Raw genomic sequence first — 20,669 nt, forward strand, 5'->3', positions numbered from 1 at the left:
TATTCCGGCATCCGGGGCCAGAAGAAAAGCCCCTGCCTCCGGAAGGCCGGGGCAGGGGCTGGTGCGAACCGGACTCAGCGCAGGCTGGGCGGAATCAGGACGGTGTCGATGGGGAAGACGTTGCTGTTGCCCGCCACGACAGCCGTGCCGCCGTTGAGGGTGCTCGCCATGCCGCCGATGCTCAGGCCCGCCGCGCTGCGAGTCACGGCCAGGGCGGTGCCCTCGGCGCTCGTGAGCTGCTGCGTGGTCAGGGCGTCGGTGCTGGGACGGCCCGCGACGACGTGGTACTGGAGCAGCGCGCGCAGTTTGGCCGGATCGGCATTCACGGCGTCCAGGGTGGCCTGGGGCAGCTTGGCGAAGGCGTCGTTGGTCGGCGCGAAGATGGTGTACTCGCCGCTGGCGAGCATGTCGGCCAGACCGGCCTTGACCAGCAGGTCACGCAGGGTGCTGAAGCGGGCGTCGCTGCTGAGCAGGGCAGTGACGCTCACGGCTGCCGGGGCCTGGGCCAGCGTGCCGCCGGAGATGGCGCCGCCGGCCGCCGTACCGGGCGTAGCGGTGGCGGGGTTGGTCACGGTGGTGCTCGCGGTCGCCGCAGGCGTCGTGGTGGTGGTTGCCGTGGTGGTCGTCGTGGTCGTGGTCGCGGCGGTCGCCGGAGCGGGCGTCGTGCTTACCGGGATGGCCGCGGGGGTGGGGATCACGAAGCCGTCGGGCAGGAGCACGGCGTCGATCGGGATGATCAGGCCGTTGTCGCTCTCGACCGCGGTGCCCAGGGTGGCGGAGCCCAGCGACAGCGCCGTGCCCTGGACGGTGTTCAGGGTGCCGGCCTGCGCGGCGTCGGCGGTCACGCGGCCCTGCACGACGTGGTACTGGAGCACCTGCTTCAGGGCTTCGGGGTCGCTGGCGATGGCGGTCAGGACACCTTCAGGCAGTGCGTCGAACGCTTCGTTGGTCGGCGCGAAGATGGTGTACTCGCCGTCGGTCAGCGTTTCGGTCAGGCCGGCGTCGCTGAGCAGGTCGCGCAGGGTGCTGAAGCGGTCGTCGGCGGCCAGCACGTCGTACAGCGTGTTCATGGCGACCGGCGCTTCGGCAGTGTCGGCGGGTGCGTCGGCTGCAGGGGCCTCGGCGGCGGGGGCTTCCGTCGCAGGCGCTTCGACAACGGGGGCCGGGGTCTCCGTGGCGGGCGCCGTCGCGGCCGGGGTAGGCGCGGTGGTCACGCCCTGGGGCAGGGCAGGAATGACGACCGGCGTGGCGGGCACGGCCACCGGGGCCGGCGCAGCGGCAGGCGCGGCTGCCGGCGCGGGAGCCGGGGCCGGGGTGGCCGCCGCAGGGGCCGGAGCGGGCGCGGGCGCCGCCGCTTCCATCGGGGGCATCAGGACGGTGTCGATGATGTGCACGATGCCGTTGCAGGCCTGAATGTCGGCCTTGGTCACGGTCGCGTTGTTCACCATCAGGCGGTTTCCGTTCACCATGATGGTGATGTCCGCGCCCTGCACGGTGGTCCCGGCACGCACGCCGCGAATCTGGGCCGCGGTGGCCTTCTCGCCGACCACGTGGTACAGCAGCACGCTCTTGAGCATCTCGGGGTCGTTGAGCAGGCCGGCGAGCTGGTCGCTGGGGACCTTGGCGAAGGCCGCGTTGGTGGGCGCGAACACGGTGTAGGAACCGGGGCCGCTGAGGGTCGCGCCCAGGCCGGCCGCCTGCACCGCCGTCGCCAGGGTGCTGAGCTGGGGGTCCGCCATCACGAGCTGCGCGATGCTGCGGCAGGTCGCGGCGGGAGCTTTGACGGGCGCGCCCGCACCGCCCGCCAATGCCGGCGTGGCGAGCATCAGGCTCAGGGTCATCAGGCCAGTGTGCTTTTTCATCAACGTCACCTCTTGAACCGAAACTGCGGGTTTGAAATCTGCGCCACTCAATTGACACCACCCGACCCAAAATTGCAACTTTGATGGGGTTTGCCGCAGAACAGGTAAATACCTTTCCCCGGAGCCTTTATTTTTCTCTCATAAAGGCTCCGGGGAATGCGTCGGCAGGGCGCGGCTCAGCCGCTCAGCGGCCGAAGAATTCCGGCAGCTGCGCTTCTCCGATCAGCACCTCGCGCGGCTTGCTCCCCTGATGCTTGGAGACGATGCCCATCGCCTCGAGCAGGTCCATGAGCTTGCCCGCCCGCGCGTGCCCGACCGAGAGCCGGCGTTGCAGGCGCGACACGCTGCCCTGTCCTTCCTCGATGCAGATCTGGGCCGCCTGACGCAGCAGCGGATCGCTGAAATCCAGGTTGGAGCCGTTCGCGCCCGGGCCGCTGGCCTCGATGCCGCCGTCGAAGTCGGTGCCGTAGGCCTCGACGAAATCGTCCTCGAAGACCTGGCGGCGCAGCTCCTCGGTGATGCGCGCCGACTCGTTTTCCGAGATGTACGGCCCCTGGAGGCGCAGCGGCTTGACGAGACCCGGCTGGTAGAACAGCATGTCGCCCATGCCGGTCAGGCGCTCGGCCCCCACGCTGTCCAGGATGGTGCGCGAGTCGTGGCTGCTGCTCACCGCGAAAGCGATGCGGGCGGGTACGTTCACTTTGATGAGGCTGGTCAGGATGTCCACGCTGGGCCGCTGGGTCGCCAGCACGAGGTGCATGCCGGTGGCGCGCGCCATCTGGGCGAGGCGCATGATGGCCGACTCGACCTCCTTGGGGCTGGTGATCATCAGGTCGGCGAGCTCGTCGATGATGATCACGAGGTGCGGCAGCTCGACCTCGCCCACCTGGCGCATCTTGGCATTGTACTGCTCGAGGTTCTTGGCCCCGACCTGGCTCATCATCTTGTAGCGCCGCTCCATGTGGGCGACCGCGCCGAGCAGCACCCCGGCGGCGTCCACCGGGTTCGTCACGACGCCGCGCACGAGGTGCGGGATGCCGTCGTAGGGCGTCAGCTCGACCATCTTGGGATCGATCATCAGGAAGCGCAGCTCGGTAGGCAGGTACTTGAACAGCAGCGAGGTGATGAGCGTGTTGACGCACACCGACTTGCCCGATCCTGTCGAGCCGGCGACGAGCAGGTGCGGCATCTTGGCGAGGTCGCCGACCATCAGCTCGCCGTCGATGCTCTTGCCTAGGATGATCGGCAGTTTGGCGCGCGAGCTGCGGAAGGTCGGCGCGTCGGCCGCCTGATGGAAGGTGACGGGTTCGCGCTCGGCGTTGGGAACTTCCAGGCCGATCACGCTCTTGCCGGGCACCGGGGCCTCGACGCGCACGCCGCCGACCGCCAGCGCGCGGGCGAGGTCGTTGGACAGGGAGGCGATGCGGCTGATCTTCTCGCCGGGAGCAGGCTCGATCTCGTAGCGGGTCACGGTGGGGCCGCGCGCATAGTCCACCACGCGCGCCGAGAGCCCGAAGTGCCGCAGGGTCTCGTCGATGAGGCCGGCACGCTGCCGGGCCGCCACGTCCAGCGCCGTCAGGTTCAGGGCGACCGGGGGCAGCGGATCGAGCAGGCTGTCCTGGGGCAGGGCCAGCGGCAGCGCACCCTGGCGGGAAGTGGCCGGGGCCTGGGGGGCTTGCCGGGCGGAAGCCGGGGGCAGCTGCGTCTGGACTGCCGCGCCCGGAGCCGGCCGGCCGCGCGGTTCGGGGTCGGCGCTCTCCCAGGGGGCTGCGTGGGCCGCCGGGCGCGCGGAAGGTGCGGCGCGCGGGGGGCGTCCTGCCGGGCTGCTCGGCCCGAAGGGCATGTCGTCATCGTCGTCCCAGTCGCCCAGGCCGGCATCCAGACCGGAGCCGTCCCCATCCGTTCCGAACTCGTCGGCCTCCAGGGCTTCCAGACTGCCCAGTGGCGCGGCGGTAGGGCCGGAGCCCTTCTGACGTGGGCCAGGCGCCGGAGCCGGAGCCGTGCGGGGCTGGGGCGTAGCCGGGGCGCGCTCCAGCGGCAGTTCGCCCGGCGCGAAGTCGAAGTCGAGCACGGGTGGCGGGGCCGCAGCGGGCCTGGGCGCCTGCGCGGCAGGGGCGGGCCAGATGCCGGTCTTGCGGCCGGTGTCCATCGGCAGCCCGGCCAGGACGTCTTCCAGGCGTGCGCGCCAGCCGGCCTGGTCGGCCAGGGCGGCTTCGGGACGGGTGCGCAGGGCCTGCGCCAGAGCGGCGGCGGCCTCGGTGGGGGCGCGGTCGTACGCCGAGGCGAGGTCGGGCCAGCCGGGGTAGTGGCGGGCCTGCTGGCTCCAGGCGCTCCACTCGGCCTGCAATTCGTTCCAGCCCTCGGCGCGGGTCTGCTGCGCGGCGGTCTCGCGGGCCAGCACGGCCACGTCGGCCTTCTCCAGGGCCTTCTCGGCCGCCTTGCGCTCGCGTTCCAGACGCCCGGCGCGGAAGGCGAGGCGCTGGAGGTCCTGCACGGCCCGGCGGCGCAGCACCTCCAGTTCGCCGCTGGCCTGGGTGCTGCCCAGCGGCACGCTGAGTTCGTGGCGCCCGGCCGAGAGTTCCTTCTGCATCGCCTCGGCCTCGGCCCCGGCCGGGGTGGCTTCGGCGGTCACGGTGGCCCGCAGGTCGCGCGCCGCGCTGGCGAGGTACTGCCGGGTCATCGCTTCCCAGTTGGCGAGGTCGTGCGTCAGGCCGCTCAGGCCGTCCTCGTCCTGGCCGCGCAGCGTGCGCTGGGCCGCGCGCATGTCCTCCCACTGCCGCTCCAGCACGGTGTCCTGAGGATACAGGCGGCGCAGCTCGCCCAGCTCGCGCAGGCTGGCCGCGAATCCCATACGGGCGTCCTGACGCGCGCGGGCCGAGTCGCGCCCGCCCTGCCGGGCCTCGATCAGGCCCTGGGCGCGGGTGCCTGCGCCGCCCGCCAGCACGCTCAGCCAGCGGAAAAAGGACTTGAGGATGGTCAGGGGGGCGTAGCGCAGCACGATTTCCAGGCCTATGGTCAGCAGGACCAGGGGCAGCAGGGCGGCCACGTAGCCGACCGTTCCGGCCAGCGGCCCCACGCTCAGGGCCGCGAGCCGGCCCGCCTCGCCCGGCTGCACCACCTCGTGCAGGGTCAGCAGCGCGAACACCACGACCACGCCGCCCAGCACCCGCCGCGTCAGCCCCCGGACCCCGCGCCCCACGAACACCAGTGCCCCGTAACACACCGGAATGATGGGCAGCGCGTAGGCCCCCCAGCCCAGCCAGCCGAGCAGGAACTCGCGCGCCCGGTCCATCACGCCGGGGCCGGTGTTCTCGTCGGGAACGGACGCGGGGAGTAGCGTCGTCACCGCCAGAAAAATACCCAGTGCGAACAGCACCAGCCCCAGGGCTTCCCCGTCGAACCGGCTTGCCTGGGGAGCTGCCTTCCGAGCCTTCACCGCCTTCGCCATATCGGGCAGTTTAGCGGATGCGCGCGGGGATTTTGCTGCGCTGGGCCGATGAGAGTCGGTCCTGCCAGGGCGGGGCGGCCTACACTGTCCCGTGCCTGTCCCCCCGTCCCCCGCCTGTTCCCCCTCCCTGCATCTGCCCGGCCCGCTGGCGGCCGAGCTGTGGGCCCAGGCCCGGCACGAGGTCCCGCGCGAGTGTGTGGGCGTGCTGGGCGGCGTGCAGGTCGCCCGGCCGGAGAGGGGTGGACCGGAATGGAGGGCGCGCGCCCTGTATCCGCTGCGCAACGTCTCGGCGCGGCCCGAAACCGAGTACGAGGCCGATCCCGGCGAACTGCTGCGCGCGTTGCGGGCGCTGGAAGCGGCGGGGCTGGAGCTGGCGGCGCTGTACCACAGCCACCCGCGCGGCCCGGCTCGGCCCAGCGACACCGACCGTCGCCGGGCGGCCTACGACGTGCCCTACCTCATCGCCGACCTGGCCTCGGGCGAATTGCGGGCCTTTCTGCTGCCGGGGGGAGAAGCGGTGGAGCTGCGCGTGGGCTGAGGCTCAGGCTCAGGGCAGCCGCGCCAGCCGCTCGGTGAACAGCCCGAAGAAGGCGGGGGCATCCACCCCGACGGCCACCCGGGCGTTGGCGGGCGCGCCCGTCACGCCGTACAGGTCACAGACGGTGCGGCCCTGGTTGGGGCCTTCGGCGGTGTCCACCGTGACCGGCATGGCCTGCCAGGTCAGCAGGTCGGGGCGCAGGGCGGCGGCCACCGCCAGCGGATCGTGCATCGCGCCGCCGTCCAGACCGTAGCGCCGCCGGTAGAAGTCGGCGTAGAACTCCAGCAGCTCGGCCGTGACTGCGCCCGCCCGGTTGCCGGGGGCGCGCAGGGCCGCGACTCGCCCGGGACCGGCGATGCACTGCATGGTGACGTTCAGCCCGACCATCCGCAGCGGCACGCCGGACCCGAACACGACGGCCGCCGCGTGCGGGTCGGTCAGGGCGTTGGCCTCGGCGGCGGGGGTGCGGTTGCCCTGCCCGGTGCTGCCCCCCATCCACACGACCTCCCGCAGCAGCCCGGCCAGGTCGGGGGCCAGCCGCAGCGCCAGGGCCAGGTTGGTCAGCGGCCCGGTCGCGATGACCGTCACCTCGCCGGGGGCGGCGCGCGCCACGCGGATCAGGAACAGGGCGGCGTGCTCGGTTTCCGGGGTGCGCAGAGGTGCGGGCAGGTCACGCGCAGGCAGGCCACTCTGGCCGTGGACCGCGTGAGCTTCTTCGGGCGCGCGCAGCAGTGGGCGGTCTGCCCCCGCGTACAGCGGCACCCCGCGCGCCGCCTCACCCCCCAGGGCCAGGACGACACCGGCGTTGTGGGTGGTCCGGTCGAGACCCACGTTGCCGTGGGTGGTGGTCAGGCCCAGCACGCGCAGCTCCGGGCTGGCGAAGGCCAGCAGCCACGCGGCGGCGTCGTCCACGCCGGGGTCGCCGTCGAGGATCACGGGCAGGGAGGAAGCAGTCACGCCGCCCAGTCTAGGGGCCGGACGCAAAAAAAGGGCGGCCCCTCAGGGGAGCCGGCCCTCCGGAGAACAGCGCTTACTTGGTGGGGACCTTGATGGCGCCGCTGATGATCTGGGCCTTGACGGCCTCGACCTTGGCGACCTGGGCACTGCTGATCAGGGCCTTGTTGTACTGGTCGACCGCGTAGCCCACGCCGCCGTCCTTGAGGCCGAAGCGGCGCTCGCCGCCCTTGAACTTGTCGGCCTTCACGTCGCTGATCAGCGCGTACACGGCGTTGTCCACGCGCTTGAGCATGCTGGTCAGGCCGTGGTTCATGGTGGCCGGGTTCTTGTCGAAGTCGCCCAGGTAGTTCTGGTTGCTGTCCACGCCGATGAAGAACATGGGGCGGGTGTTGCCGGCGCAGGCGGCCTTGTAGCCCGAGCTCTTGGCGACGTTCTTGAAGTTGTCGCTGGAGAACTTCACGCCCGAGGGCAGCTGGGCGGCCTTGAGGCACTGCGTCTGGCGCACGTAGTCCACCACGCCGCCGCCCGACCCGCCGGCCGCCGCGAAGATGATGTCCGCGCCGCGCCCGCGCATGCTGGCCGCGATTTCCTTGGCCTTGGCGGGGTTGTTCCAGGCGTCCGGGGTGGTGCCGACGTACTGCGCGACGACCCGGGCCTTGGGGTTGGCGGCCTTGACGCCGGCGGTGTAGCCCGCCTCGAACTTGTGGATGAGGGGGATGTCCATGCCGCCGACGAAGCCGACGACGCCGGTGGAGCTGTTCATGCCGGCGAGGTAGCCGACGAGGTAGCTGCCCTGCTCCTCGTTGAACACGAGGCTGGCGACGTTCTTGGCGGTGGACACGTCGTCGATCAGGCCGAAGTACAGATCGGGGTTTTCCTTGGCGACGGTCGAGATGCTGGCGTTGTTGGCGAAGCCCACGCCGATGGTCAGGTCGAAGCCTTCCTTGGCGAAGGAGCGCACGCCCTGAATGTTCTGGCTGGGGTCGCTGGGCTCGAAGTCCTTGGTCTGGATGCCGAGCTGCTTGGCGGCGCGGCTGGCCCCTTCGTAGGCGCTCTGGTTGAAGCTCTTGTCGGCCTTGCCGCCGGCGTCGTAGGCCATGCCCACGCGCACGGTCTGCGCGGCGGCGAGCGAGGTCGTTACAGCGAGGGCCAGCATCATGATCTTCTTCATGGAAACTCCTTGGACTGGATACAGGGGACTGCTTGGCAAGAGTATATGCAACTTTGGGATGGTCAAGGATGAATGAACCCCCTATTCACCTGACGAGCATGAGTGTGGGGGAGGCTGCGGGCTTAAGCCGCGCTTCAGAGAGGCTGGTGATGACCGGCGTGTTCTGCTGACAGTTAAAAAATTTGCCCAGTTTCCTGTCCGGGCAGGGTGCTAGGCTGGGGCCATGACGCAGGCTTCCTCCCCGGCCCAGGCACCGGAAAACGCCGATCCGCACGCCCGTTACCTCGCGCTCCGGGATGAGGTCGCGCGCCACAACCGCGCCTATTACGAGCAGGACGCCCCGGACATCACGGACGACGCCTACGACGCCCTGGCCCGCGAGTTGCGCGCGCTGGAGGAGGCGCACCCCGAGTGGGTCACGGCGGATACCCCCACCGGGGGCGTCGGGGGCGCGCCGAGTGCGGCCTTCGTGCCGGTCGAGCACCCCACGCCCATGACCAGCCTCGACAACGTCTTCGACGACGCCGAACTGCGCGAATGGCAGGAGAAGCTGGCGCGCTCGCTGAACCTGCCGGCCGACTACGACAGCTTCACGTTCACGGGCGAACTCAAGATCGACGGCCTGAGCGTGAACCTGTACTACAAGGGCGGCGAGTTGCAGTGGGCCGCCACGCGCGGCAACGGCCGGGTGGGCGAGATCGTGACCGCGCAGGTGCTCACCATTCCGGGGCTGCCCCAGAAGCTGGAGGGCCTGAGCGGCGAGCTGGAGGTGCGCGGCGAGGTGTACCTGTCGCGCGCCGACTTCGCGGCCTTCAACGCACAGGCCGAGGAACTGGGCACGCCCCTCCTCAAAAACCCCCGCAACGGGGCCGCCGGGGCGCTGCGCCAGAAGGACCCCGAGGTGACGCGCACCCGGAACCTCAAGGCCATCTTCTACTCGCTGGGCAAACGTGACGGCGTGCCCGCCCGCACCCAGGGCGAGGTGCTGGCCTGGCTGGCGGAGCGGGGCTTTCCGACCAGCCGCTACTCCGAACGCCTGGAGGGGATCGCCGCCGCCGCCGACTACCACGCGCGCATGGTCGCCGGGCGCGCCGACTTCGAGTTCGACGCCGACGGCACGGTGCTCAAGCTCGATCCGCTGGACCTTCAGGACGAGGCGGGCTTCACCAGCCGCGCGCCGCGCTGGGCCATCGCCTACAAGTTCCCGGTCGAGGAGGTCGAGACGACGCTGGAGAGCATCACCATCAACGTGGGGCGCACCGGCAAGCTCGCGCCGCTGGCGCACCTCTCGCCCCGGCTCATCGAGGGCAGCACGGTCAGCAAGGCCACGCTGCACAACGAGGACTACATCGCCGACATGGACCTGCGGGTGGGGGACACGGTGGTCGTGCGCAAGTCGGGCGGCGTGATTCCGCAGATCATGCGGGTGCTGCCCGAAAAGCGCCCCGAGGGAACCGTGCCCTTCGCCTTCCCGGAACACTGCCCGGTGTGCGGCCACGGGGCGGTGCGGGCCGAGGGCGACGCCAACACCTACTGTCCCAACCCCGCCTGCCCGGCGCAGAACTTCGAGCGTATCCGCTATTTCGTGTCGCGCGGGGCGATGGACGTGCGCGGGATCGGGGACAAGCTGGTCGCGCAACTCCTCGAACAGGGGCTGGTGAAGGACGCGGCCGACCTGTACCTCCTGACGGCCGAGCAGCTCGCGGCGCTGGAGCGCGGCGGCGACAAGAAGGCCGCCAACATCCTGGGGCAGCTGGAGGCCAGCAAGGCGCGGCCCCTGTGGCGGCTGGTGAACGCGCTGGGCATGAGCCACGTGGGCGAGCGCGGCGCGCAGGCACTGGCCCGCGCCTTCGGATCGCTGGACGCGCTGTTGGCCGCCACGCCCGAACAGGTGGCGGCCGTGCCGGGCATGGGCGGCGTCATCGCCCAGAGCGTGACGGCGGCGCTGGCCGACCCCGCCATGCAGGACCTGCTGCGGCGGCTGCGCGGGGCCGGGGTGGACCCGCAGGCGGAGGCCACGGCGCGCGGCGAGCAGCTGCGCGGCCTGAACTTCGTGCTCACCGGTACCCTGGGCGAGCCGCGCGAGGCGGTCAAGGCCCGGCTGGAAGCCGCCGGGGGCCGCGTGACCGGCAGCGTGACCGGCAAGACGAGCTACCTCGTGGCGGGCGAGGAGGCCGGCAGCAAGCTCGCCCGCGCCCAGGAACTCGGGGTGGCGGTGCTGGACGAGGCGGGGCTGGCCGCGCTGCTGGCCGAGAAGGGCGTGGGCGCCGCGCCGCAGGACCCGGCCGCCGACGCCTGAGCCGGGAAACCCCCTACACTGGGGCTTATTGGCGCGGCCCCAGTTCCGACGCCCGGAGGCACAGTTCATGGCAACACCCGAAGTCGACATCAGCAAGAGCGTTCTGCTCGATATTGCCGCCACTACCCTCGAGGGCATCGAGGGCACGGAGATCGCGGCGGCGCCCCTCAAGATGGGCGAAGTGATCCGCAACCAGCCCGGCTCCCGGCGCCCACGCGCGCTGCGCGTGACCCGCGAGGGACAGGACGTGACCGTGGACCTCGGCCTGAACGTGGACTACGGCCGCAACCTGCTGGCGGTCTCGCAGCAGGCGCAGCGGGCCGTGCGCGAGAACATCGAACTCATGACGGGCCTGAAGGTCCGGGCCGTGAACGTCGCGGTGCAGGGCGTGTGTCTGCCCCGTGGGCAGGCGTCGTGACCCGCCGCCGCGACAAGGCCGCGCAGCCGGTGGGCACCCGCCGCGCCGCGCGCGAATTCGCCTTCCGCACGCTGTTCGAGGCCGAGCGGGGCGACCTGCCGCTGGACGCCGTGTTCACCCGCGCCGAGGGGGCCATGCGGGAGGGCGACGACACCTTCCCGGCCCTGAACGCCGAGGCGCTGGACTTCGCGCGGGACCTCGTACGCGGTCTGGGCGACCACCGCGACGAGATTGACGACACGCTTCACCGCACCATCCGGGGCTGGACCTTCGACCAGATGGCCCAGACCGACCTGAACGTGCTGCGCCTGGCGACCTTCGAGATGCTGCACACGGACGAGCCGCATCCCCCGGTCATCGAGAGCGCCGTGCGCATCGCGCGCAAGTTCGGCGGCGACGACTCGGGCCGCTTCGTGAACGGCGTGCTGGCGAACCTGTCGCGCAACCTGGCCGCCCAGGGCCGCGCCGAGTCCTGAGCCGGGCGGCCCGGCCCGGCGCGTTTCGGCAGATGCTCTAGACTGGGTTCCGCGTGAATTCCCTGGCTGAACTTCTTGCCAACCGCTGGCTGTGGACGGCGGTGCTGGCCTCGACCGGTGCCCAGCTCCTCAAGGTCCTCCTGATCCTGCTGTTCGACCGGCGCTGGCGGCCCGGGGCCTTCATGGAGACGGGCGGGATGCCCAGCAGCCACAGCGCGATGGTGGCGGCGCTGAGTACCGGTGTCGCCCTGAGCGAGGGCGTGGGCAGCCCGCTGTTCGCCGTGGCGGCCGTCTTCTCGCTCATCGTCATGTACGACGCGACCGGCGTGCGTCACAGCAGCGGGGTCCAGGCCCGGCTGCTCAACGAGCTGATTCAGGAACTGAGCGCCGTCGTGCGCGAGGGTTTCGCGCCCAAGCCGGTGCGCGTCCTGCTGGGCCACACCTACCTGGAAATGCTCGCGGGCCTGCTGCTGGGCATCGGCGCGGGTTTCCTGGCCTTCCGGGTGCTGTAGCGGCCAGCCGGGGACGGGGGCGGGGGCTCAGGTTCCGGCCGGGCCGGCCTGGCCACCGGTACAGATCAGGTCTTGCAGGGCGCTGCGGACGTTTTCCGGGACGCGGGACGCCGTCTGGCACAGAGGAGCCGCCCGGAGCGTCTGGTATTCGGCGCAGGCCCGCCGGAAGCGGTTCTCGAGGTCGGGCAGCTCGCGCAGGTGCCGCCGGATTTCCTGGTCCCAGAGGGGCGCGGCCGGGTCTTCCGGGCCTGCGCCGAGTGGCGGCGTGTAGGCCTGAAGTTCCCGGACCAGCAGGATGCGCTGGGCCAGGCTGCGGCAGCACAGTTCGAGGGCGAGCAGGGTCTGGGCGGCGGAATCGTGAAGCATGGTTCTCCGGACAGGGCTGAAATCGCGGCGCGCATCGGGGACCGTCCGGCGGCGTGCCGCGCCCGTGGACGGATCTGAGGCCAGGATGGGAAACAGATACCGGTACTGTACGGAGCCGGCATTACCGGACCGTAAATTGCGGCCCGGCCCGGCGCGGTGGCGGCCGGGAGGGACCGCAGCCGGGCCTACAGCCCCCGGAGCGCCCCGTCGAGCACGGCGCCCAGCCGCTCGCGCGTGAAGGGCCGCTTGCCCTCCAGCAGTCCGCGCGTGCCGGCGTGCAGGTGCCAGTGCTTGCTGCCGCCCATCAGCCGCAGGGACACGGCCTTGAGGTCGGCGTGGCGCGGGCTGACGGCCGCGACGAGCAGCGGCTGGCCCCCCGAGCTGACCCCCGCGCTCATGACGGTGGTGGGCAGGTCGTAGGGCCGCTCCATGCGGTAGATGTAGTCCGGGAAGTCCGCGACCTTGCCGTAGGTCAGCCCGCGCGCCTGCGCTTCGGCCTCCAGCCAGCCCAGAAGTTCCGTCCACCCCGCGTACAACGCCGAGTCGCTGTGTGTCATTGGAACTCCAGCATAGCCCGCCCGGCCGCCGGGCAGGCCCGCGCCCCCTCAGCCCTGAAGCAGAATGCGCCCGCCCGCCGCGTCCAGCGTGACCTCGCCGCCCAGCTCCTCACCGCCCAGCACCTCGCCACTCAGGGCGTCGCGCCATTCGCCGTCCGGCAGGGTCAGGGTGACGGCGTGCGCCCCGGCGCGGCGGCTGGCGACCACGGCGGCGCGCTCGGTGCGGCCGTCCGCGTGCGTGAACTCGCGCAGGTAGGCCACCGCGTCCGCCTCGGCGTGCAGGAACTGCAGGTGGCCCCGGTGCAGCGCGTGTGCCGAGCGCCGTACCCCGATCAGGGCGCGCACCCGCTCCAGCAGCTCCCGGTCCCAGGCCTCCTCGTCCCAGGGCATCGGCTCGCGGCACCAGGGCATGTTGCCGGCCCGGCTCTGGGTCACGCCGACCTCGGTGCCGTAGTAGGTGCAGGGCACGCCCGCGTAGCCCATCAGCAGGGTGAAGGCCGCCAGGAAACGCGTGCGGTCGCCCCCGACCCGGAACAGTGCCCGGCCGATGTCGTGCGATTCGAGCAGGTTGAACATGCTCAGCGCGACCTGGGGCGCCAGGGCGTGGTAGGCGTCGTGCAGGATGTCCACGAGTTCGTGGCCGTCCAGGCGGCTCGGCGCGCCGAAATGCGTGCCCCCGCTGACCCACTGCATGACCGGCAGCCCGAAGCCGTGGTAGTTCATCGCGCCGTCCTCGCCCTGGCCGCCAAGCGCATGTTCAGGGTCGAAGAAGCGCTCGCCGAACACGTAGGCGTCGGGGCGCTCCTCGCGGGCGGCCGCCTTCAGCGCGCGGTGCAGGGGCAGGTTGTCGTCGTCGGTGCCGCCCGAGCCGATCATGTGGGCCACGTCCAGCCGCCAGCCCGCCGCCCCCCGGCGCAGCCAGTGGCGCACCACGCTGCGCTCGCCGTTCAGGAACTCGGCCACCGCCGCCGGGCTGCCGTAGTCGATCTTGGGCAGGGTGGGCACGTCCATGAAGGCGTGGTAGTTCAGCCCGCCCTCCGGGCCCGCCGCGCGCCAGGTGAACAGCTCGCGCTCGGGGGCGCCTTCGCTCGCCAGCGCCGCCCGGAACAGCGCGTTCTCGTCGCCCGTATGGTTGAACACGCCGTCCAGCACGATGCGGATGCCGGCCGCGTCCGCCTCCCGCACCAGCTCGTCCCAGGCCGCCTCGCCGCCCAGGTGGGGGTCCACGGCGCGGTAGTCGGTGATGTCGTAGCGGTGGTTGCTGGGCGACGTGAAGACCGGCGTGAGCCACAGCCCCGTGATGCCGAGGCGTTGCAGGTACGGCAGCGCCTGCGTCACCCCGTTCAGGTCGCCGCCGTAGTGGCCGTGGATGTCGTTGTGGGCGTCCACCGGCGTATTCCATTCGACGTGCTCGACCGGGCGGCCGTTATAGACGTACTCGCCGGTCTGCACGTCGTTGCCGGGGTCGCCGTTGCGGAAGCGGTCGGGGAAGATCTGGTAGAAGACGCCGCTCCAGGCCCACTCGGGGGCCACGTGGCCGGGCAGGTACTGGAACCAGCCCCGGAAGCCCCGGCGCGAGTGGTGCAGGCCCAGGTGCGTGAAGTTGAGGTGGTCGCCCTCCAGGTCGAGCTGCCAGGCGTAGCGCACCCGCTGGCCGGCGAGCGGCAGTTCGGCCTCGAACCAGCGGCCCTCACCGGCAGCGGCGGGCGGCGCGGCGATCTCGGCGGCGCTCACCGTCTCGATCTCGCCGATGTGTACGTACTTGAGCGTCACCGAGGTGACGGGCAGCTCGCAGCGCAGGCGCACGGTCACGCGCCTTCCCTGCGGCACGCCCAGCTGTGAGGTGTAGGCGGGGGTGTGGTCGTGCTGGGCGGGGGGCCGGGGGGTGGGAATGAACATGGGGGGCCTCCAGGGCGCAGAGAAGGCAGAACACGCTTCCCCGCGACGCGGCTCTCTCCGGCACGGGGGCGGGGGAGAGGTCGTGTCACGGGGACATGCGTTGCCTGCGGATTGTGGACTGCCGGAACAGCGCCCAGGAACCTGGGCCGCGCCGCCAAGTGTGCCGCGCGGCGGTGGGGGGGGTCAAGGGTGGGGCCGGCGGGTGCGGGCACGTGCTGGACACCGGGGGACGGCCTGCCGGCGGGGGTGGGCGGCGGGCCGTCCCCCCCTGGCTGACCCGCCTTGTAGACAGCTCAGAAACGCCGGTTATGCTGGTGCATGTTCGCTCTCCCCGAGCCGCGCGGCCCGCAAGCCGGCCTGTCTGGGCAGCCGCATCCGGTCAAGACCGAGCGGCACGACCCGGTCCGTATGGAACATCACACCAACACCGGCGTGCGCGCCGTGCGGACCTACGAGGAGCGGCCTCACGGCCTCTTCGTGGCGCGCGACTTCGACCGGCATCCGCGTGTGCGCCACTGGCAGGCGCACCTGCTGCCGGACCTCGACCTCGTGGTGTGCCGCTACGATTTCCACGGGCCGCGCGAGCACGACTATTACATCGACGTGGCGCAGGTGTCGCGCGAGGACGGCCTCTGGGCAGTGCGCGACCTGTACCTCGACGTGGTGGTCCACGACGGCCTGGGGGCCGAGATTCTCGATACCGACGAACTGCTCGCGGCCAGGGCGGCCGACCTGATCGGTGAGGCCGACCTGCACCGCGCCGTGACGGTCGCGCACCGCACCCTGTCGGGCCTGGCCCACGCGAGCTACCGCCTGGACGACTGGCTGGGCGCGCAGGGCCTGCGGCTGGACTGGTGTACGCCGGCCGAGACGGGCGTGGCGGGGCCGCTGGTCGAGTGCTGAGCCGCCCCCGGACGCCGTCCTGGCCGCCGTTCAGCTAGGGCGCGGACCGGCGCGGAACGCCGGAATCCTCACCTGACGTTTGCCCGCCGCGTGCTACGGTGCCGGGAATGAGGCGGACGAGGGACCGGGAGGCCAGGCCCGGCGGGCAGGGTGGCCGCGCCGGACGGTTCCCGGGTTGACCGGCGCGGCCGGGCCCGTGGTCCCGACCCGTACGGACACGCCGGACGGCGAGGTGCCGCCCGCGCCGGCCAGTGGCCGACTGAGCGCCGTAGATGTGTTCCGGGGCCTGACCATCACCGAGGTGGTGGGGCACCACACCTCGGGCATGGCGCTGCGCTACGCCACCCCCGGCACGCCCGAGTACGAGTTCCTGTCCATCCTGAACCGCTCGCTGCATTTCGCGGTTCCGGCGTTCGTGTTCCTGTCGGTCGCGGTCCTGACCAACAGCCTGCTGCGGCGCTTCGACGCGCGGCGCTACTTCTGGCGGCGGCTGACGCGTGGGCTGTGGCCCTACCTGCTGTGGAGCGCCCTGTACGTGCTGTGGTCGGTGTGGACCGGCCAGCGCCCCCCCGAGGTCCTCACCGACCCCGACAAGTGGAGTTTCTACCTGCTGTACGGCAAGGCCAGCTACCACCTGTATTTTCTGCTGGTCGCGCTGGAGGTGTACCTGCTGCTGCCGCTGCTGCTGCCGCTGGCGCGCAAGAAGCCCTACATCACCCTCGCGCTGGGGCTGGGGCTGCTGGCGCAGTGGGGGGCCTACGAGCTGAACCGGGGGGTCTGGCGGCTCCAGTTTCCGGCGAGTACGGTGCTGTGGTACCTGCTGCCGGTGCTGCTGGGGGTGGGGGTGGGGGCGCGTTTCGCGGAGTTTCCGGCGTGGTGGCGGCGGCGCTGGCCTGCCTTGCTGCTGCTCACGGCGCTGGCCTACGCGGCCTATCTGCCCACCGCCCTCGACTACCTCAGCGGGGACCTGACGAGCAGCATGGGCTACAACGTCCGCAGCTGGCTGTATACCTCCCTGACGGCCCTGACCCTGCTGGGCGCGGCCTTCCACTGGAAGGAACTGGCCCCCCGGCTGCGCGGCGCGTTCGGATGGCTGGGCACCGTGAGCCTCCAGATCTACCTGCTGCACCCGGCGCTGCTCCAGGTGTTCGAGCGCTGGCAACCGCCCGGCGGCTCCGAGACCCGGCGGCTGTGGACGGCGGCGCTGTACGGTCTGCTGGCGCTGCTGCTGCCCGCGCTGCTGGCCCGGCTGCTGCGGCGCACCCCCCTGAGTCCGCTGCTGTTCGGCCGCTGAGGCGCGGGGTGTCAGGCAGCGCCCGCCCGCGTGCCGTACAGTGCTCGGCAGTGAAGCTGCCTGTCCGGACCTTCCTGCTCGCCCTGGCCCTGTTGCCGGCCCTGTCCCTGGGTGCGGCGCGGGCGGTTCCGGCATTGCCCCCCCAGCCGCCTGCCCAGGGCGCGGCGGCCCACGACCTCTGGCAGCCCCTGGAGCGCGGGCCGGGCCAGGCGTCGCTGCTGCGGGTGCCGCCGCGCTGCCACGCCGAGGCCTGCGCGCTCGTGGTCGTCTCGCATCCGCGTGCCCAGTCGCCGGAGCGGCTGCGGGACAGTGCGGGCGTGGCGGTTCTGACCGGCCGGCTGCTGGAGTCGGGTTTCGCGGTGATGCTCAGCGGCGACGGCGGCCCCACCACCTGGGGCAGCCCGGCGGCGCTGGAAACGGCCGCGCGCGACCACGCCGAGGCCACACGCCATTTTTTCTGGAACGGGCACACCTACGCCCTGGGCCTGAGCATGGGCGGGTTGCTGGCCCTGCGCAGCGCCCTGCCCGGCAGCCCCTACGGCGTGGAAGGGGTGGCCCTCATCGACGGCTGGGTCAGCCTGGACGCCGCTTGGCGGGCCTCGGCCGACCGCCGCGCCGAAATCCGCGCGGCCTACGGCCTGACCACGCCGCCCCTGCCGGGTCTGGACCCCCTGCGCGCCCTGGAGGGCCGTCCGCCCCTGCCGCTGTTCGTGGTGTCCAGCCCGGACGACCGCCTCGTGCCCCAGGCCGGCAACGCCGATCAGGTGTTCCTGCACGCCGAGGTGGGCCTCAGCGCGCGCGTCCACGTCAGCGGGCCGCACCTGGGGGGCAACCGCTTCACGCCCGAGCTGGCGCGCCGCCTCGCCGGGTTCTTCGGAGCCATTGAGGCCCGCACGCCGCCGCAGTACGGCTTCTGAGGCGTCAGACCCGGCCCACCCCCAGCGCCGCCAGTTCGGCGCGTAGTCCCGCCGCGTCCCGGAACTGTACGGCGTGCATACCCACCGAGCGGGCCGCCTGCACGTTCTGCGCGCGGTCGTCGATCATCACCGCCTCCTCGGGGCGTACCCCGGCGAAACTCAGGCCCAGGCGGTAGATGGCCGGGTTGGGCTTGAGGACCCCCAGGTAGCACGACGTGAAAAAGGCCAGCAGGAACTCCTGAAGGCCGCAGGTGGCGATGCGGTACTCGTTGAGGTCGCGGCCCTCGTTGTTCAGGGCGTACATGCGGATGCCTGCCGATAGCTCACGGGCCAGCGCCAGCGACTCGGGATGAGGCTGGCTGACCGCCTCCATCGCCGCGCGGAACTCGGCGGGCGTGAAGTCGCGCGGTTCGTAGAACACCGTCTGGTCCATGTATTCGGCCAGGGTCATGCGGCCCAGCTCCAGCTCGGGCGCGGCGAGCTTGTGGCGTTCGGTGAACTCGGCCGCGTCGAGGCCGAAGCTGGCGAGCACCTGGGCGCGTTGCTCGCGGTCCCAGCCGTTGGTGAGCAGCACGCCCCCGATATCCCAGAACAGCGCCTTGACAGTCATGCGCCCAGGGTAGTCCAGAAGCCGGGCGTGGGGGGGCGCAGGAGGGGACGGAAGGCCTTGGCCCTCCCGGTTCCCGGAGACAGAAAGAGGGCACCGGACGCCTCTCCGGTGCCGCCCCGGGCTTCTCCCTTTTCCCGGAGACGGGCCGGCACGGGGGCCGGCCGGCGCCAGAGATCACACGCTCACCAGCCCCAGGGCGATGCCGCGCGCCACCGCCCCCGCGCGGCTCTGCACGCCCAGTTTGGCGTAGAGGGCCTGCACGTGGAACTTGACCGTACTCTCGGACACGCCCAGCTCGCGGGCGGCGCGTTTGTTGCTCAGGCCCGCCGCGAGCTGCTCCAGCACGTCGCGTTCGCGCGGGGTCAGGCCCACGTCCGCCCCGGCCGTGAGGTCACCCAGGTCGTCCTGGTCGTCAGCCGGGTCCAGCGGCCCCAGCGCGGCGGGCGGCAGCACGGCCAGCCCCGCCGCCGCGCCCAGCACGCCCGCCAGGAGTTCGGCGGCGGTGGCCTGCGCGCTCAGGGCCGCGAAGCCGCCCGGCACCCACTCGGCGAGCAGCGCGGCCCACACCGGCGAGCCCAGCGCCACCACGGCCGCCGCCCCGGCGAGGGCCTGCGGCTCGGCCAGCCAGCTGTCGTCGACGACCAGCACGTCGGCTTCTTCCTCGGGGTCGGTGACCACCCGCACCCCGGCCGAGGCGAGCAGGGCCGAGACCCCCGCCGCGCCGATGCCGGGGCGCATGACCACGCGCGCGGAGGGCAGGCCGAACGCGGAGGGCAGGGCAGACATGCCCGATGCTAAGGGGCGCGGGCCACCTGTGACCGCCTGGGCCGTTCCCGCGCCCGGCACCTCAGCGCTCCCCGACGGTCAGGGTCACGTCCTGTTCCTCGCCGCCGCGCAGGATGCGGGCCGTGAGGGTCTCGCCGGCGCGGCCCTGCACCCGCTCCATCAGCTCACGCGGGTGGCGCAGGCCCTCGCCGTCCAGGCTCAGCAGGATGTCCCCGATCTTCAGCCCGGCCTGCGCGGCGGGACTTCCGGCCTCGACCTGCACGGCGGTCAGGCCCAGTCGGGTGCCCTCGGGCCAGGGGGTGCCCCGGCCCCAGCCGCCCGGGCGCCCGCGCTCGTCACGGCCCCGGCCGCGTCCGGTCATGCGGGGGTCGCCGTCCTCCCGGTTCCAGGGACCGTGCTTGCCCCAGGGTCCGCCGCCGCGCGGGCCGGGGCCGCCCCAGGGGCCACGTTCCCAGGGCCCACGCGGCCCGCGCCCGTCTTCGGGGTTGTGACGGTCATGCTGGGCACCGTCCTGCTCCGTGCCGGACTGGCCCATGTCGGCCTGCGCCGTATCGGCCTGGGCGGGACCCGGCAGCACGACCGGCTGGGTGGCGAGACCCAGATACCCGCGCGGCACGCGGCCGGTCTGGGCGAGCAGGTCGGCGACCTTCAGGGCGCGGGCGGCGGGCACGGCCAGCAGGCCCCGGCGCGGGGTGCCGGCGTTCAGCACGCCGACCAGGGCGCCGCGCACGTCCACCAGCGCGCCTCCGCTGATTCCCGGAAAGGGCTCGGCGCCCGCCGGCAGCCAGCCGCGCTCGGTGCCCGCGTGCCGCACCAGGCCCAGGGACGCCTGGGGGCCACGTTCGGGGCGACCGACCGCCAGCAGCAGTTCGCCCACGCGGGGGGCTGGGCCGGTGCTCAGGGCGGGCAGATTCAGGTCCTCTACGCGCAGCAGGGCGAGGTCGCTGCCGGGGTCGCGGCCCACCACGCTGGCGCCCAGGCGGCGGCCGTCGGGGGTGCCCACCGTCACCTCGTCGCCGTGCAGCACGTGTGCCACGGTCAGGATGAGGTCCTTGCCCACCACGCTGCCGCTGATGGGGCGCATGGCATGGACGGTCACGAGGCTGGCGGCCGCCGCTTCGACGGTATCGGCCAGTTGGCTGGAAAATTCGGAAAGATTCGTCATGCCCCTAGGGTGCGCTTCCCCGGCAAAAACCGCGCCCGGCAAACGGAGAGGCCCCCACCCTGGCCGGATGGGGGGGCCGGGATGGGGGCCTGGGCGGGGCGGCCTAGCGGGCGGCGGCCCAGTCGCGCAGATACGCCGCGACCAGCTCGCTCACGTTCACGCCCTCGCGCTCGGCCCGGGCGAGTTGCGCGGCCTTTTCCTCGCGCGTCATGGGCAGCCATAGCGCCACGTATTCCTGCCCGTCTTCCAGCTTGTACTCGCCGCCCTGTTCGTCGCGTTGCACGGTTCCCTGGGTCATCTGTTCCTCCTGACCGGCCTGCATCAGCCAGTCCACCACGCGCGCTTTCAGAAAGCGCCACTCGCGCCCGACCTTGCGGCCCGGCAGTTCGCCGCCGCGCACCAGGGCGTAGGCGGTCGTCTCGCTCACCTTCAGGAAGGCGGCCAATTCTTCGAGGGTCAGGACTTCATCCATGCCCCGATTGTGCCACCTG

19 protein-coding genes are annotated in these 20,669 nt (G+C 72.2%); 8 read left to right on the forward strand and 11 right to left on the reverse strand.

Annotated features, from left to right (window positions below):
- Positions 1-74 precede the first annotated feature (74 nt).
- Positions 75-1,862 carry a fasciclin domain-containing protein gene (locus DGO_RS05955; protein WP_014684579.1) on the reverse strand — a complete coding sequence of 596 codons (1,788 nt, stop codon included), beginning with the start codon at positions 1,860-1,862 and terminating at the stop codon, positions 75-77.
- Positions 1,863-2,046: 184 nt separating this feature from the next.
- Positions 2,047-5,310, reverse strand: coding sequence for a DNA translocase FtsK (locus DGO_RS05960; protein WP_043801285.1), 3,264 nt, complete (start codon positions 5,308-5,310; stop codon positions 2,047-2,049).
- 91 nt (positions 5,311-5,401) lie between these two features.
- Between DGO_RS05960 and DGO_RS05965 the strand changes: the two genes are divergently transcribed.
- Positions 5,402-5,848: a M67 family metallopeptidase gene (locus tag DGO_RS05965; protein WP_226991473.1), complete on the forward strand. Its 447-nt coding sequence runs from the start codon at positions 5,402-5,404 to the stop codon at positions 5,846-5,848.
- 9 nt (positions 5,849-5,857) lie between these two features.
- Here DGO_RS05965 and DGO_RS05970 read toward each other — a convergent pair whose 3' ends face one another.
- Both DGO_RS05970 and DGO_RS05975 read right to left on the reverse strand, forming a co-directional pair.
- On the reverse strand, positions 5,858-6,805 hold the full coding sequence (locus tag DGO_RS05970) for a nucleoside hydrolase (RefSeq protein ID WP_014684582.1): 948 nt from the start codon (positions 6,803-6,805) through the stop codon (positions 5,858-5,860).
- 73 nt (positions 6,806-6,878) lie between these two features.
- Positions 6,879-7,976, reverse strand: coding sequence for a BMP family lipoprotein (locus DGO_RS05975; RefSeq protein ID WP_014684583.1), 1,098 nt, complete (start codon positions 7,974-7,976; stop codon positions 6,879-6,881).
- Between the two features lie 223 nt (positions 7,977-8,199).
- Between DGO_RS05975 and ligA the strand changes: the two genes are divergently transcribed.
- The 4 genes from ligA to DGO_RS05995 all read left to right on the forward strand — a co-directional run bounded on the left by ligA (position 8,200) and on the right by DGO_RS05995 (position 11,681).
- Positions 8,200-10,275, forward strand: coding sequence for an NAD-dependent DNA ligase LigA (gene ligA, locus DGO_RS05980; RefSeq protein WP_014684584.1), 2,076 nt, complete (start codon positions 8,200-8,202; stop codon positions 10,273-10,275).
- 67 nt (positions 10,276-10,342) lie between these two features.
- Entirely contained in the window at positions 10,343-10,693 is a 351-nt protein-coding gene (locus DGO_RS05985; protein WP_014684585.1) for an Asp23/Gls24 family envelope stress response protein, read from the forward strand.
- Positions 10,690-11,169 (forward strand): transcription antitermination factor NusB, encoded by a 480-nt coding sequence (gene nusB / locus DGO_RS05990; RefSeq protein ID WP_014684586.1) that lies wholly within the window; start codon positions 10,690-10,692, stop codon positions 11,167-11,169. The genes DGO_RS05985 and nusB overlap by 4 nt, the downstream gene beginning before the upstream one ends.
- A 53-nt stretch (positions 11,170-11,222) precedes the next feature.
- Positions 11,223-11,681, forward strand: coding sequence for a divergent PAP2 family protein (locus DGO_RS05995; RefSeq protein WP_014684587.1), 459 nt, complete (start codon positions 11,223-11,225; stop codon positions 11,679-11,681).
- A gap of 27 nt (positions 11,682-11,708) precedes the next feature.
- Here DGO_RS05995 and DGO_RS06000 read toward each other — a convergent pair whose 3' ends face one another.
- The 3 genes from DGO_RS06000 to DGO_RS06010 all read right to left on the reverse strand — a co-directional run bounded on the left by DGO_RS06000 (position 11,709) and on the right by DGO_RS06010 (position 14,503).
- Positions 11,709-12,047, reverse strand: a complete 339-nt coding sequence (locus DGO_RS06000) for a hypothetical protein (RefSeq protein ID WP_014684588.1) — start codon at positions 12,045-12,047, stop codon at positions 11,709-11,711.
- A 185-nt stretch (positions 12,048-12,232) separates the two neighbouring features.
- Positions 12,233-12,604 carry an NADH-quinone oxidoreductase subunit 15 gene (locus tag DGO_RS06005; RefSeq protein WP_014684589.1) on the reverse strand — a complete coding sequence of 124 codons (372 nt, stop codon included), beginning with the start codon at positions 12,602-12,604 and terminating at the stop codon, positions 12,233-12,235.
- A 48-nt stretch (positions 12,605-12,652) separates the two neighbouring features.
- Entirely contained in the window at positions 12,653-14,503 is a 1,851-nt protein-coding gene (locus tag DGO_RS06010; RefSeq protein ID WP_043801290.1) for an alpha-amylase family glycosyl hydrolase, read from the reverse strand.
- 318 nt (positions 14,504-14,821) lie between these two features.
- Here DGO_RS06010 and DGO_RS06015 point away from each other — a divergent pair, with 318 nt between their 5' ends.
- The 3 genes from DGO_RS06015 (at position 14,822) to DGO_RS06025 (ending at position 17,617) form a co-directional block, all read left to right on the forward strand.
- Complete coding sequence (locus DGO_RS06015) at positions 14,822-15,406, forward strand: DUF402 domain-containing protein (protein WP_145975261.1); 585 nt, start codon at positions 14,822-14,824, stop codon at positions 15,404-15,406.
- 196 nt (positions 15,407-15,602) lie between these two features.
- A complete protein-coding gene (locus tag DGO_RS06020; protein WP_226991474.1) occupies positions 15,603-16,700 on the forward strand; it encodes an acyltransferase family protein in 1,098 nt (365 codons plus the stop codon).
- A 50-nt stretch (positions 16,701-16,750) separates the two neighbouring features.
- Positions 16,751-17,617 (forward strand): alpha/beta fold hydrolase, encoded by an 867-nt coding sequence (locus tag DGO_RS06025; protein WP_226991475.1) that lies wholly within the window; start codon positions 16,751-16,753, stop codon positions 17,615-17,617.
- 4 nt (positions 17,618-17,621) lie between these two features.
- On the opposite strand, the gene DGO_RS06030 is transcribed toward DGO_RS06025, so the two are convergent.
- From DGO_RS06030 to DGO_RS06045, 4 genes are all read right to left on the reverse strand, one after another.
- Positions 17,622-18,227, reverse strand: a complete 606-nt coding sequence (locus tag DGO_RS06030; RefSeq protein ID WP_014684594.1) for an HAD family hydrolase — start codon at positions 18,225-18,227, stop codon at positions 17,622-17,624.
- Positions 18,228-18,401: 174 nt separating this feature from the next.
- A complete protein-coding gene (locus DGO_RS06035) occupies positions 18,402-19,013 on the reverse strand; it encodes a helix-turn-helix transcriptional regulator (RefSeq protein WP_050920699.1) in 612 nt (203 codons plus the stop codon).
- A 61-nt stretch (positions 19,014-19,074) separates the two neighbouring features.
- Positions 19,075-20,178, reverse strand: a complete 1,104-nt coding sequence (locus DGO_RS06040) for a S1C family serine protease (RefSeq protein WP_043801294.1) — start codon at positions 20,176-20,178, stop codon at positions 19,075-19,077.
- Positions 20,179-20,281: 103 nt separating this feature from the next.
- Positions 20,282-20,650 carry a helix-turn-helix domain-containing protein gene (locus tag DGO_RS06045; RefSeq protein ID WP_014684597.1) on the reverse strand — a complete coding sequence of 123 codons (369 nt, stop codon included), beginning with the start codon at positions 20,648-20,650 and terminating at the stop codon, positions 20,282-20,284.
- Between the last annotated feature and the right edge of the window lie 19 nt (positions 20,651-20,669).

This window comes from Deinococcus gobiensis I-0 (assembly GCF_000252445.1).
Lineage (GTDB): Bacteria > Deinococcota > Deinococci > Deinococcales > Deinococcaceae > Deinococcus > Deinococcus gobiensis.